Source organism: Achromobacter sp. GW823-FHT04E03 (genome assembly GCF_058796095.1).
In genome coordinates this window covers 15,946-29,135 of sequence record NZ_JBXAIJ010000006.1, presented here as the reverse complement: position 1 = coordinate 29,135, position 13,190 = coordinate 15,946, and the positions used below count along the sequence as shown (strand labels likewise).

Sequence of the window (13,190 nt, the reverse complement as noted above, 5' to 3'; positions counted from 1 at the left end):
AACATTTCGCACAGCATAACCCTAAAAAATTCCGGGAAACGGATAGGAGACAAGCATGCAAGCTTCCCCACCGGGGCGGCCTGGCGGCACGCCGCTGGCCCGCGCCGCCAATTGGTGCTTCGCGCTGCAGACCTGGCTGATGGTGACCTGTCTGGCCGTCATGGTGGTGCTGCTGTTCGGCAACGTCGCGCTGCGCTACCTGTTCAACTCCGGCATCAACGTCTCTGATGAGATCTCGCGGCTGGCCTTCGTCTGGATGATCTTCCTGGGCTCGGTGATAGCGCTGCGCTCGCATCAGCACATCGGCGTCACCATGCTGGTCGAACGCTTCGGCCCCGCTGCCCGTCGCGCCTCGCACGTGTTCTGCCAGTTGCTGACGCTGTGGGTGCTGTGGCTGATGGCCGAGGGCAGCTGGACCCAGACCGTCATCGGCCTGGACACCGTGCTGCCTGTCACCGGCATGTCGCTGGCGGTGTTCAACGCCGCGGCCCTCTATGCGGCCGCCGCCATGGGCATCCTGACCTTGATCGATCTGGTGCGCGTCCTTGCGGGCGGGCCCTTGCCGGCGGAATCCAGCCCCGAAGACCCGCTGGTCTGACGGCTCCGCCTCCAACTCCCCTACCCCGCCCGGACGCCCGCAATGATCCTGACCGTTTTCCTGCTCGTGCTGCTGGGGCTGATCGCCCTGGGCATGCCTATCGCCTTCGCGCTGCTGCTCAGCGCGATCGCCATGATGTTCCAGCTGGACTTTTTCGATACCCAGATCCTGGCGCAGAACATGCTGTCTGGCGCCAACAGCTTCACCCTCATGGCGGTGCCGCTGTTCATGCTGGCCGGCGAACTGATGAACGCCGGCGGCATTTCGCGCCGTATCGTCAATCTGGCCAGCACCTTCGTGGGCCACATCCAGGGCGGCCTGGGCTACGTGGCCATCTTCGCCAGCGTGCTGCTGGCCGCGCTGTCCGGCTCGGCCGTGGCCGACGCCGCTGCGCTGGGCTCGCTGCTCATCCCCATGCTGCGCGAAAGGGGCTACGACGCGGGCCAGGCCTCCGGGCTGATCGCGGCCGGCGGCATCATCGCGCCCATCATTCCGCCCTCGATCTCGTTCATCATCTTTGGCGTCGCCACCAACGTGTCGATCACCAAGCTGTTCTTCGCCGGCATCGCGCCCGGACTGATGATGGGCCTGACCCTGGTCGCCGTATGGACCTGGGTGGCGCGCAAGCATGGCAGCATCAAGCCCTCGCCGCGCGAACCCTGGAGCAAGCGCTGGAAGGCGCTGCGCGAATCGCTATGGGCCCTGATGCTGCCCGTCATCATCATCGGCGGCTTGCGCGGCGGCATCTTCACGCCGACCGAGGCGGCCGTCGTCGCCGCGGTCTACGCGCTGCTGGTCAGCCTGTTCGTCTACCGCGAAATCGGCGTGCGCGACCTGGCGCCGCTCTTCATCAACGCCGCCAGCACCACCGCCATCGTCATGTTCCTGGTGGCCGCCGCCATGGTCTCGTCCTACATGATCACTCTGGCCGACATGCCGCAGGACCTGATCGCGCTGCTGGAACCCGTGCTGGACCAACCCAAGCTGCTGATGTTCGCCCTGCTGGTGCTGCTGACGCTGGTGGGCACGGTGATGGACCTGACGCCCACCATCCTGATCCTTGCGCCGGTGCTGATGCCGGTGGTCACCAAGGCCGGGATCGACCCCGTCTACTTCGGCGTGATGTTCGTCATGGTGGGTTGCGTGGGCCTGCTGACGCCGCCGGTGGGCACCGTGCTCAACGTGGTTTGCGGCGTCGCCCGCATCAATATGGAAACCATCTGCAGGGGCGTGTGGCGCTATGTCGTCGCCTACACGCTGCTGCTGATCCTGCTGGTGATCTTCCCCGAGCTGATCACCGTCCCCGCACGCTGGATGCATTAGAAAAACCCCAAGGAGGAGCACCATGATCACCCGTTTCAAGACCCGCATTCTTGTCCTGGCGACGGCGCTGTCCTGCGCCGTCGCCGGCGTCGCGTCCGCCGCCGACGTCAAACCTCGCCTGATCCGTTTCGGCTATGGCCTGAACGAGGAAAGCGTCCAGGGGCGCGCCGCGCGCCACCTGGCGCAGGAGCTGGAAAAAATCAGCGGCGGCAAGCTCAAGATGAAGACCTTCGGCTCGGCCAACCTGGGCTCGGACGAGCAGATGCAAAGCGCGCTGGTGGGCGGCGTGCAGGAAATGATGGTGGGGTCCACCGCGCCCCTGGCCGGCATGGTCAAGGAGTTCGGCGTGTTCGACCTGCCCTTCCTCTTCAACAGCGAAAAGGAAGCGGACGCCGTGCTGGACGGGCCTCTGGGCCAGGACATGCTGAAAAAGCTGGAAGCCAAGGGCATCATCGGCCTGGTCTATTGGGAAAACGGCTTTCGCAACATGACCAACTCCAAGCGCCCCATCGCGCGCGCGGAAGACCTGCAAGGCATCAAGCTGCGCGTGATGCAGAACCAGATCGCATTGGGCGTCTTCAATACGCTGGGCGCCAACGCCGTGCCCATGCCGTTCTCCGAGCTGTTCACCGCGCTGGAAACCCGCACCGTGGACGGCCAGGAAAACCCCATCACCACCATCCAGAGCAGCAAGTTCTACGAGGTTCAGCCCTATCTGACCATCACCCGCCACGTCTACACGCCCTGGGTGGTGCTGGCGTCCAAGAAATGGTGGGACACCCTGTCGCCGGAAGAACAGAAGCTGATCCGCCAGGCGGCCGCATCCTCGCGCGACTTTGAGCGCCAGGACAGCCGTGCGGACTCCCAAAAGGCCATGACCACGCTGGAAAAGGCCGGCATGAAGATCAACACGGTCTCGCCCGAAGAGATCGCGCGCATGCGCCAGAAGGTGCAGCCGGTGGTCGACAAGTACACGCAGGACCTCGGCCCAGAGCTGGTCAAGCAGCTCAACGACGAGATCCAGAAGGCGCGCAACTAAGCCTTTGCGGCCCGCACGCGCGCCGGGCCGCCACGCAACCGCTGTAAACGAGAATCCCATGTCCCAGACTCCCCGCAAGCTGCGCAGCCAGAAGTGGTTCGACGATCCGGCCCACGCCGACATGACGGCCATTTATGTCGAGCGCTACCTCAACTACGGCCTGACGCGCCAGGAACTGCAATCTGGGCGGCCGATCATCGGCATCGCTCAGACCGGCAGCGACCTGGCGCCCTGCAACCGGCATCACCTGGCGCTGGCCGAGCGCATCAAGGCCGGCATCCGCGACGCGGGCGGCATCCCCATGGAGTTTCCCGTGCACCCGCTGGCCGAACAGGGCCGGCGCCCCACCGCCGCGCTGGACCGCAACCTGGCCTATCTGGGCCTGGTAGAGATCCTGCACGGCTATCCGCTGGACGGCGTGGTCCTGACCACCGGCTGCGACAAGACCACGCCCGCCTGCCTCATGGCCGCGGCCACCGTGGATATTCCCGCCATCGTGCTGTCCGGCGGGCCGATGCTGGACGGCTGGCACGACGGCCAGCGCGTCGGCTCCGGCACGGTCATCTGGCATGCGCGCAATCTGATGGCCGCGGGCAAGCTGGACTACGAAGGCTTCATGACGCTGGCCACGGCGTCGTCGCCGTCCGTCGGCCACTGCAACACCATGGGCACGGCGCTGTCGATGAACTCGCTGGCCGAAGCGCTGGGCATGTCGCTGCCCACCTGCGCCAGCATTCCCGCGCCGTACCGCGAGCGCGGCCAGATGGCCTACGCCACCGGGCTGCGTATCTGCGACATGGTGCGCGAGGACTTGCGCCCGTCCCACATCCTGACGCGGCAGGCTTTCGAGAACGCCATCGTCGTGGCCTCGGCGCTGGGTGCCTCCAGCAACTGCCCGCCGCACCTCATCGCCATGGCGCGCCACGCCGGCATCGACCTGAGCCTGGACGACTGGCAGCGCTTGGGCGAAGACGTGCCGCTGCTGGTCAACTGTGTACCTGCGGGTGAGCATCTGGGCGAAGGCTTTCACCGCGCGGGCGGCGTCCCGGCGGTGTTGCACGAACTGGCGGCAGCAGGCCGCCTGCATACCGATTGCGGCACCGTGTCCGGCAAGACCATCGGCGAGATCGCGGCTACGGCCAAGACCAACAATGCGGACGTCATCCGCAGCTGCGACGCGCCGCTCAGGCATCGCGCGGGATTCATCGTCCTCTCGGGCAACTTCTTCGACAGCGCCATCATCAAGATGTCGGTCGTCGGCGAAGCCTTCCGCCGCGCCTATCTGTCGGAGCCCGGTTCAGAGAACGCCTTCGAGGCGCGCGCCATCGTCTTCGAAGGCCCCGAGGACTACCACGCGCGCATCGAAGACCCCTCCCTGAACATCGACGAGCACTGCATCCTGGTGATCCGCGGCGCCGGCACCGTCGGCTACCCCGGCAGCGCGGAAGTGGTCAACATGGCGCCGCCCTCGCATCTGCTCAAGCGCGGCATAGACTCCCTGCCCTGCCTGGGCGACGGCCGCCAGAGCGGCACCTCGGCCAGCCCTTCGATCCTGAACATGTCGCCGGAAGCCGCGGTGGGCGGTGGCCTCGCGCTGTTGCGCACGGGCGACCGCATCCGCGTCGACCTGAATCAGCGCTCGGTCACCGCCCTGGTGGATGAAACAGAAATGGAACGCCGCAAGCTGGAGCCGCCCTACCAGGCGCCGGAATCTCAGACGCCGTGGCAAGAGCTGTACCGGCAACTGGTCGGCCAGCTTTCAACCGGCGGCTGCCTGGAGCCCGCCACCTTGTATCTGAAGGTCGTGGAAACGCGGGGCGATCCCCGGCATTCGCATTGACGCCGGCGGCTACCGCGCTTGTCCGCTGCCGGCCTGCGGCCCCTGCGGCGCCGGCCGCGTGACGACGTAGGCCGCGCTAGCCAGGAAGAACACGGCGACGCCGGCGGCCAGCATCCACGACGGATGCGCGCCCCACCAGAACAGCACATAGCCCAGCGCCATGCCCAGGCAGGCGTAGGTCTTGCCCTTGCGCGATACGGCGCCCTGATCCCGCCAGGCGCGCAGGGCGGGACCGTAGGTCGGGCTATCCAGCAGCCATTTCTCGAGACGCGGCGAAGAGCGCGAAAAGCAGGCCACCGCCAGGATCAGGAAAATGGTCGTAGGCATGACGGGCAGAAACGCGCCGATCACACCCAATGCCAGCATCAGGCAACCCAGGCAGAGCCACAGTACTCTCATCATGATGGGCAGCAGGATATCCCAGGTTTTCCGCTCGCTTCAAACGCGCCGCGCAAAGCGCCGGTTTTCCGGCCGCCGGTATGGGGCGGATCACTTGGCCGCGTCGCGGCAACAGTAGAGAATAATTTGGAATATATATTCACAAATTGGAATTATTGAATAAAAATCGAACGTGCGCGGGTCCCCGCGCTTCCCGTAGCAAGGAACTGCCATGCGCAACGCAAGCGATTTGCTGGAAGACTCTTACCGCCGCACCGACCGGGCGATGCTGCCTCTGCTCTGGCTGCTGTTTGCCGTCGGCCTGTGCTTGGCCCCTCAATACGGACGCTGGGGCGCCGCCATCGGCGTCGGCTTGGCCGCCGCAGGCATACCGTCGCTGTTGATACTCTGGCGGCCCGGCCGCTTGAGTACCCGCCTGGTCGTGGCCTGTAGCCTGATGGTGCTGGCCGCGCTCCATATCCATCTGATGTCCGGCATGGCCGAGATCCATTTCGGCATCTTCGTGCTGCTCTCGCTGCTGCTGGCCTATCGCGACTGGCGCACCATCCTGTGCGCGGCCGTCGTCATCGCGCTGCATCACCTGTCCTTCAACTTCCTGCAGCAATGGGGCTACGGAACAATTTGCTTCACCGAGCCGAGCCTGCCCATGGTGCTGTTGCACGCAGCCTATGTGGTGGTGCAGGCTGCCGCGCTAGGCTGGCTGGCCTGGAAAATGGAACGGGCCGCGGTGGCGGCCGAGGAACTGGCCCGACTCAGTGCGCATATCGGCCGTGAGGCTGGCGTGTTCGACCTGCGCTTTGGCGGCATGAGCATGGACAGCAGCCTGGGCCGCAGCTTCAAGGCCACGATGGACGCCGTGCACCGGACCCTGAGCGGCGTAAGGAACACCGCCACCGCTCTTTCCGCCGCCTCGCGCGACATCATGCAGGACAACCAGCAGCTCGAAGAACGCACCCGGACCCAGGCCGACTCCCTGGAGCGGACCGTTGCATCGATGCGCGACCTGGCCGCCAATGTCCATGACAACGCCGGCAACGCCTTGCAGGCCCGGCAGCTGAGCGACGAAGCGCGGCGCATCGCGGACACGGGCAGCGCCGCGGTAGCAGGCGTGGCGACGGTGATGGGAGAAATCCAGCAGGAAGCCAACAAGATCTCCGAAATCACCGGCTTGATCGACAGCATCGCATTCCAGACCAACATCCTCGCCTTGAACGCGGCGGTGGAAGCAGCCCGCGCCGGTGAAAGCGGGCGAGGCTTCGCGGTCGTCGCCACCGAGGTCCGCGCGCTGGCCCAACGCAGCGCCAGCGCCGCGCGCGAGATCCGCACCCTGATCGACGGCTCGCTGGAGAAGACCAGCAGCGGTTTCCGCCAGGCCGACCATGCCGCCGGCGTGATCCGCGAAGTCGTGGCCAGCATCGAGCGCGTGGCCGCCATCGTCGGTCAGATCGGCGACGCGGGCCGGGTCCAGGGTACGGACATCGACGAAGTCAACCAGGCCGTGACCCAGATGGACGAACTGACCCGGCAGAACGCGGCCCGGGTAGCCCAGGCCGCCGACGCCTCGGCGGCCCTCCAATCGCAGGCGACCGAGCTGCTGCAAGCCGTGGGCGTATTCCGCCTGCAGGATGAACGGCAGCCGCAAGCGCAGTCCGCCCCGAGGGCGGCCGCTCCAGGGCGCACCGCGCCGCTGGCGCTGGCGAGCGGCTGAGACCCGGATTTGCGCGAAACGCCTGCCGCCAGCAGGCGCTTCACCGTCCTTTGCAGGGCCGGACTTTCATGGAAGAATCATTGTCTCCCATGGCTCCAGCCCCCAACGACCATGACTCCCTTTGCTTCCATACTCGCTATCCTCGGTGCGCTGTGGCTCGGAGCCATGCTGCCGGGACCAAGCTTCATCATCGTCGCGCGCAAGGCCATCGGCCAGTCCCGCTGGGACGGCCTGGCCTCGGCCTTCGGCATGGGCGCAGGCGGCATGCTGTTCGCCGGCCTGGCGCTGGCGGGGCTGTATTCCCTGTTGCAAAGCGTGGAATGGCTGTACGTCGCGCTGAAAATCGCGGGCGGCGCCTATCTGCTTTACGTGGCTGCCGGCATCTGGCGCAACGCCAGGCAGCCTTTTGCCATGCCCGGCAGCAGCGCGCCAACATCACGCAATGGACGTCGTTCCTTCTGGATCGGTCTCACGACCCAGTTGAGCAACCCCAAGACGGCCATCTGGTATGGCAGCATCTTCGCCGCGCTGCTGCCTCAGCATCCGCCGGCATGGACCTATTTCGCGCTGCCGCCCCTGGTGTTCCTGGTCGAATTCGGCTGGTATGCGATCGTGGCGCTCTGTTTTTCGACCAAGGGCCCGCGCGAGGTTTATCTACGGGCGAAGCAATGGATAGACCGGGCAGCGGCGGGCGTTATTGCGGCGCTGGGCTTGCGGCTGATTCTTAATGCGCCCAAAAACGGAATCTAGGAAAAGTCGGGTTTCCGATGCGCGACACGAGCAGCCGCAGCAGATAGAAGCCACGCCGCGGGTGGCGCTTCCCTGCAGACAGGCAAGAACTTACCGCAGCTTTTGCTGATAGAGCTCTTGCGCGCCTTCCAATGAGGCGCGCATTCCGTAAATCGTGCCTCCGCCGCCGCGGCTGAACCATAGTTCGTACTGCCACATCCCGTCCACGAAGACCCGGGAGATCGTCCAGCCCGCTGGCCCTTGCCAGTAATAGTCGTCCCGCTGCGTCCATTCCTCATCGATCATGCTTCGTCCCCTCTCGGCCGAAACCGGGCCGAATTGCGCTGCTGCCGACCTCAAATATACTGTATTTTTATACAGTATATTGAGCCGCAGCATGACGGCCTAGGGGGTATCGAGAAGGCTGGCGGATGCAGGTCTTCCCGGGCTCAGCCCGGCAGGCGGTTACGCAATCTGCATCTCACGCCGCGCCTGCTTGTCTGCATACATCAATTGATCTGCTTCCCTGAGGACGGCCTGCAGCGCGCTGGCCGATGGGTCGGCATTCACAATGCCAAAGCTCGCGCCGGCGTAGTGAAAACTGCAGTCGTCCAGGGTGTAGATGCCGCTGAGCAACGGGGCCAGGCGCGTGCGCATTGTTTCAACCACAGCATCAGCCGTCGGCCCTGACCTTGCGCCCAAGCCAACGACGACGAATTCGTCGCCCCCCCATCGACCCAGCACCTCTCCAGAACGCAGGCCTGCCGACAGACGTCGGCCAACCTCGATCAAGAATTTGTCGCCGATGTCGTGGCCGTAGGTATCGTTAATCGTCTTGAACCCATCCAGATCTATAAACGCGACTTGAACAGACCGCTGCGTCCGATTCGCCTCCGAGAAATACCGCTCCAACTCCGCCATGATCGCTCGCCGATTCGGCAAGCCGGTAAGCGCATCATGGTTGGCGGCATGCCGTTCATCCTGGCGGCGTCTCACCATTTGCGCGACCACATGGCTGGAGAGAAGGATCAGGACCAGCCCGACCATCGCCACCAATCCCGTCGCCCAGATATGCCGCTTGCGCATGGGCGCCAAAGATTCCAGCGAGGCCAGCGTGATCAAGTGGTATTGCCCATTAGCCAGCGCCTGCCGCCTCGCCAGATAGGGCCTGCCATCGATGAGCCAACGGCCGGATTGGATCGAGCCGGGTATGGCGCGAATATCCAGGGGTTCGCCGAGGTCTTCATCGCCATCGGAAGGCAGTACCGAATCGGCAGGCAAAAGCGCTGCGACATTACGCAGCATGAACGGCTCGGAAGAAGCCGTGGTTACCCTTCCCTGGCGATTCACAACCAACGCGATATGTCGCCCGGCCAGGTAAAGCGCCACATCCGGCGCATCGAACTTTACCGTCACTGAGCCCTGCGGCATGTCATTCGAGTCTTCGATGCGGCTGGCGACGAAATACGATGGACTCTTGTTCAACCGGGCAATGCCGAAGTAACTGCCATAGCCATCACGCAATGCGTCTTCGAGATAAGCCCGACCCGAGTAGATCATGCCGACGATGCTGTCGGGTTCCGCCCAGTTACTGGCCGTCACCGTATCGTCCGACATATTGTTCATATAAATGCGGGCGTATCGCAGATCGCTGGCCAGCTCATTCATGAAGTCGCCTACCCTGCGCACCAATGGATCCCGCGTAAACAGGGCCGCTCGCTGCTCTCGAGACAAGTCGGCTGCGCCGGGTGGATCCGTACGGTAACGGACGGCAAGCTGGATCACTTGGCCCTGGCGGGCCACCATGTTCGCTACGCTCACCATCTCGGTGAATAACCGATCCATGACGCGCGCAGTAATTCTTGCCTCGTATTCGGCGCTGGCGGCTAGGCTGTCCAGCCGCGATGCCTCCATTCCCTGCGACATCCAGCGTGCAATAGCTATCACCAACGCAAACCATGCCAGGGCCAGACCGAGCGTCACGCGACGCACGAGGGAATGGCCCTGCCGTTCACGTCTACCTTGTCGCGACAATTCTTCGCTCACAGGGTCCCCTGATTCAAACCAACGGCCTCAGGCAATCATCGGCCAATCCGCCAGTTGTACTGAAAGGAAATGTCTGGCGGCCGGTCAATGGAACGTGGCCAAAATGTTCGGCCACGCGCTAATGAATCGCCATATTTCCATTATGCGTGGCTTACTTCAATATGATTCGGCGATTTACCGCGAACTGCGCAGAACGCACAGGCTTGTGCAAATGCAGGGCTAACGGCTGGCGTCGATAGCTGAAGAGTTTTCGCGCCTTTGCCTTTGCCATTGCCCCGCGAAAACCATGCTTTGTGGCATGGCGCGCGGCATGCAACGGACGAAACCCAAACAAAAAAGCCGCCAGATCATTGATCTAGCGGCTTTCTCTTTGCCGTGCTTGACAGCACTTTGCAGGAATTTGGTAGGCGGTATTGGAATCGAACCAACGACCTCCACGATGTCAACGTGGCGCTCTAACCAGCTGAGCTAACCGCCTGCAAAGAAGAAGAATTATATAGTGCTTTTTTAAACTATGCAAATCGTCTGGCAAGATTTTTTGCATTATTTATTGCGCTTCGAAGTTTGCGGCGTTTGCGAGGTTTACTTTCGCATGCCTTCAAGCTTGTCTGCGCAACGCGTTTTGAAGTGCCAGTTCCTGAGAACCTTGGACGCCGCTTTTCAGCCTTGCCCCACTACTTCAAACCGCCTGCACCGCACTACTAATTTCCCTTCAGCTTCGCGTCTGCCGCTTGCGCCGCAGCAACGAAGAACGAGATTCTATCAGAACTTTTAATTCCTTGCTCAAGCTCCACGCCGCTACTTACATCGACCGCCCAAGGCCTGACCAATTCCACGGCCTGCCCGACGTTTTCCGCGTTCAAGCCGCCCGACAGGATCAGGGGCCGAGACACCGGATCGGCCCTCACTTCGTCGAGCAACGCGTAGTCGAAACCATGACCGCTGCCACCGTAGCCCGCGCTGTAGCTGTCGAACAGCCAGCCCGCGGCTTCGCCATAGGCGCGGCATGTGGAGGCCAGGTTTTCCGCGGTGTCCAGGCCGGGCGCGCCGGCACGGAATGCCCGCAAAAAACGATGACCGTAGTGCGCGCAGTCCTGCGGCGTTTCATCGCCATGGAACTGCAGCAGCTCCGGCTTGACCTGGTCCAGCACGGCCTGCACCTCGGCCTCTTGCGCATTCACGAACAAGGCCACCACGTCGACAAAGGCGGGCACCATGCGCCGCAACTGGGCTGCGCGCGTCGGCGTCAGGCAACGCTTGCTCTTGGGGTAAAACACAAAGCCGATCGCATCGACGCCCGCCGCGACGGCGGCGTCGATATCCTGTTCCCGGGTCAATCCACAGATCTTGATGCGTGTGCGCATGAAACTCTTCGCTGGCTTGGCCGCCCTGCGCGGCCGGTCGAATCAGTATATCCGGCGTGCAGGCAGCGCCTACGCGCCGGGCTGACCCACGGTGGCCACGAGATTGTCGAAGCTGCCCTCGGCCAGACGGAACCAGGGCGTTTCCTTGTCGCGAAACGCCGCCATGCTGTCGTACAGCTTCTTGAACATGGGATCCTTGGCGCTCATTTCCTGGTAGGCGGCCAGCGAGGCTTCGTAGCTCGCCTGCAGGACCGGCTTGGGAAACGCTTTCAACTGCGCGCCGCGCGACACCAGTCGGCGCAGCGCGTCCGGATTGCCCGCGTCGTACTTGGCGATCATGTTGGCAGTCGCCATACGGCATGCCAGCGTCAAAGCGGACTGATACGGCTTGGGCAGTTCGTCGTAGGCGTCCTGGTTCACATACAAGGATAGCTGCAGCGTGCCCGCCCACCAGCCCGGAAAGTAGTAATTCCTGGCAACTTTATAGAGCGCCAGGTTTTCATCGTCGTAAGGGCCGATCCAAGCCACGGCGTCCACGACGCCCTGCTCCAGCGCGGCATAGGCTTCGGCCACCGGCACGTCCACGGGCGTGGCGCCCATCCGCGCCAGCACATGGCGGGCAAACCCGCCGGCCTTCACCTTGAGCCCGCGCAGGTCGTCCACGGTCTTGATTTCCCCGCGAAACCAGCCGCCCATCTGCGCGCCGGTATAACCGCAGGGAAAGTTCAGGATGTTGTACTTGTCGAACAGCACGCGCGTGAGCGCCAGGCCTTCCCCCTGCGTCATCCAGGCGTTCATCTGCCGCGTGTTCAGGCCGAACGGCACGCCGGCGTCAAAGCACAGCGCGGGGTCGACATCGAAGTAGCGGGTCGACGCCGTATGGCCACAATCGACGACGCGATGCTGCACGGCTTCCAGCACCTGTCCCGGCTGCACCAGGTCGCCGGCGGGAAAGATTTCGATGCTGAAGCGCCCGTCCGTCACCTCGTTCACGTAACGCGCCACGTCTTCGGCGCCGGCGAACAAGGTGGGAGACTCGTTGGGAAAACTGGAGGCCAGCCGCCAAGCGACCTTGGCTGGGGCTGCCACCACCGCCGGCGCTTCGGGCGCGGCGGCCGGAGCGGGCGGCGGGCTGGGCGGAGCCTCTTGCGGTCCCGCTGGCGGCGCCGACTGGGCCGGGCTGGCGTTTTCCTCGGCCAACGGAACTTCCTGCGCGAACGCCGGAGCGACCAGAGCGGCGCCGCCCAGGGCGGTCTGCTTCAAAAACGCGCGGCGTTGCATGGCAAAAGCCTCCATCGGATACGGGCAGGCATCGCCGTTGCCGGCGGCATCCCTAATAGGTTTGAGTAAACGGCGACAGCAACTGCGATCCCCCGTCGAGCTCATCCAGGCCGAACTCTTCCGGATAATCGATGGCGGACAGGTACAGCCCATCGGGCGCGAAGGTCGGCGCGCCCCGCTTGCGGTCGCGCCAGGACAGCAACTGCGCCATCCAGTCCACCGATTCGCGCCCTTGCCCGATCTGCAACAGCGCGCCCATGATGTTGCGCACCATATGATGCAGGAAGGCATTGGCCTTCAGCGTGAACACCAGGAACGGCCCGCGCTCATCGATATCCAGCCGGTAGAGATGGCGCACAGGATGCTTGGCCTGGCACTGCGAGGAACGGAAGCTGGAAAAATCGTGCTCGCCCAGCAAGGCATTCGCCGCGGCCCGCATGGCATCGACGTCCAGCGGTTGAAAGCACCAGCCCGTCCGGCCCGCCCACAATGCCGGCCGCACCCGGCCGCGCCATAACAAATATACGTAGGTACGGGCGCGCGCGGAAAACCGCGCGTGGAATTCGTCCGATACCGGCTGCGCCCACTGGACTGAAATGCTGGGAGGCAGGAAAGCATTCACCCCCCGGACCCAGGACTCCATCCGGCGGTCGAGTTCAGTGTCCAGATGGATCACCTGCATCGCGCCGTGCACCCCGGTATCGGTGCGGCCGGCGCAGATCGTCGCCACCGGCCCTTCCACACCACAAAAACTGCCCAGGGCGGCCTCCAACGTGTCCTGCACCGTTTGCCGATGCGGCTGTGTCTGCCAACCCTGCCAGGCGGAGCCGTCGTACGCCAGCCCCAATGCAACTCTAGACATG

General features: G+C 63.9%; 11 protein-coding genes, 1 tRNA gene and 1 pseudogene. 6 read left to right on the top strand and 7 right to left on the bottom strand.

The window, feature by feature from the left end:
- Positions 1–55: 55 nt before the first annotated feature.
- Genes AC1RHV_RS28970 through AC1RHV_RS28955 form a run of 4 tightly spaced genes read left to right on the top strand, consistent with a single transcriptional unit; the run spans position 56 to position 4,800 of the window.
- The gene (locus AC1RHV_RS28970; RefSeq protein WP_054458269.1) at positions 56–598 is read left to right on the top strand and encodes a TRAP transporter small permease; all 543 of its coding nucleotides are present in this window, start codon (positions 56–58) and stop codon (positions 596–598) included.
- A gap of 42 nt (positions 599–640) precedes the next feature.
- Positions 641–1,921, top strand: coding sequence for a TRAP transporter large permease (locus tag AC1RHV_RS28965; RefSeq protein WP_054458270.1), 1,281 nt, complete (start codon positions 641–643; stop codon positions 1,919–1,921).
- Positions 1,922–1,943: 22 nt separating this feature from the next.
- Entirely contained in the window at positions 1,944–2,960 is a 1,017-nt protein-coding gene (locus AC1RHV_RS28960; RefSeq protein WP_054458271.1) for a TRAP transporter substrate-binding protein, read from the top strand.
- Between the two features lie 58 nt (positions 2,961–3,018).
- Complete coding sequence (locus AC1RHV_RS28955; RefSeq protein ID WP_054458272.1) at positions 3,019–4,800, top strand: IlvD/Edd family dehydratase; 1,782 nt, start codon at positions 3,019–3,021, stop codon at positions 4,798–4,800.
- Between the two features lie 9 nt (positions 4,801–4,809).
- Here the strand turns inward: AC1RHV_RS28955 and AC1RHV_RS28950 are convergent, their stop codons facing one another.
- Entirely contained in the window at positions 4,810–5,202 is a 393-nt protein-coding gene (locus tag AC1RHV_RS28950) for a YbaN family protein (RefSeq protein WP_125471401.1), read from the bottom strand.
- Positions 5,203–5,410: 208 nt separating this feature from the next.
- Here AC1RHV_RS28950 and AC1RHV_RS28945 point away from each other — a divergent pair, with 208 nt between their 5' ends.
- Positions 5,411–6,907: a methyl-accepting chemotaxis protein gene (locus AC1RHV_RS28945; RefSeq protein WP_175182145.1), complete on the top strand. Its 1,497-nt coding sequence runs from the start codon at positions 5,411–5,413 to the stop codon at positions 6,905–6,907.
- A gap of 111 nt (positions 6,908–7,018) precedes the next feature.
- Positions 7,019–7,657: a LysE family translocator gene (locus AC1RHV_RS28940; RefSeq protein ID WP_492302454.1), complete on the top strand. Its 639-nt coding sequence runs from the start codon at positions 7,019–7,021 to the stop codon at positions 7,655–7,657.
- A 90-nt stretch (positions 7,658–7,747) separates the two neighbouring features.
- On the opposite strand, the gene AC1RHV_RS28935 is transcribed toward AC1RHV_RS28940, so the two are convergent.
- From AC1RHV_RS28935 to truA, 6 genes and pseudogenes are all read right to left on the bottom strand, one after another.
- Complete coding sequence (locus AC1RHV_RS28935) at positions 7,748–7,942, bottom strand: hypothetical protein (RefSeq protein WP_054458275.1); 195 nt, start codon at positions 7,940–7,942, stop codon at positions 7,748–7,750.
- A 159-nt stretch (positions 7,943–8,101) separates the two neighbouring features.
- Positions 8,102–9,682, bottom strand: coding sequence for a GGDEF domain-containing protein (locus AC1RHV_RS28930; RefSeq protein WP_310535019.1), 1,581 nt, complete (start codon positions 9,680–9,682; stop codon positions 8,102–8,104).
- A 401-nt stretch (positions 9,683–10,083) separates the two neighbouring features.
- Positions 10,084–10,160 (bottom strand) — tRNA-Val (locus tag AC1RHV_RS28925).
- Between the two features lie 223 nt (positions 10,161–10,383).
- Positions 10,384–11,052 (bottom strand): annotated as a pseudogene (locus tag AC1RHV_RS28920) (phosphoribosylanthranilate isomerase); the annotation flags it as partial.
- A 63-nt stretch (positions 11,053–11,115) separates the two neighbouring features.
- On the bottom strand, positions 11,116–12,327 hold the full coding sequence (locus AC1RHV_RS28915; RefSeq protein WP_306653454.1) for a TRAP transporter substrate-binding protein: 1,212 nt from the start codon (positions 12,325–12,327) through the stop codon (positions 11,116–11,118).
- Positions 12,328–12,379: 52 nt separating this feature from the next.
- Positions 12,380–13,189 (bottom strand): tRNA pseudouridine(38-40) synthase TruA, encoded by an 810-nt coding sequence (gene truA / locus AC1RHV_RS28910; protein ID WP_175161112.1) that lies wholly within the window; start codon positions 13,187–13,189, stop codon positions 12,380–12,382.
- Position 13,190 lies beyond the last annotated feature (1 nt).